At 59.9% G+C, this 222-nt stretch carries 1 pseudogene; it reads right to left on the bottom strand.

Annotated features, from left to right (window positions below):
* A pseudogene (locus HMPREF0298_RS11405) lies at positions 1 to 222 on the bottom strand (IS256 family transposase); the annotation flags it as partial.

Here is a 222-nt window from a genome sequence, read left to right as displayed (position 1 = left end):
GCCATCCGGGGTGCCCAGCTGGGCTTTCGCCGTACGATCAGAGTGCGCGTATCCCAGATGCGCGTCCATTTCAGCCTGCAGACCAGCGTTGATCGATGCCTGCAACAGGCCTTTGACCAGGTCGCTGGCATCATCGGTGGAAGTCGACAACTCGCCGATCAGTTCGGCGATTTCCGGATTTTCCATCAGCTTCTCGCTGATCTCGTTGACCCTCGCCGGGTC

This window comes from Corynebacterium lipophiloflavum DSM 44291 (assembly GCF_000159635.1).
Lineage (GTDB): Bacteria > Actinomycetota > Actinomycetes > Mycobacteriales > Mycobacteriaceae > Corynebacterium > Corynebacterium lipophiloflavum.
The sequence above is the reverse complement of the archived record's forward strand: the minus strand, read 5'-3'. Positions and strand labels throughout refer to the sequence as shown.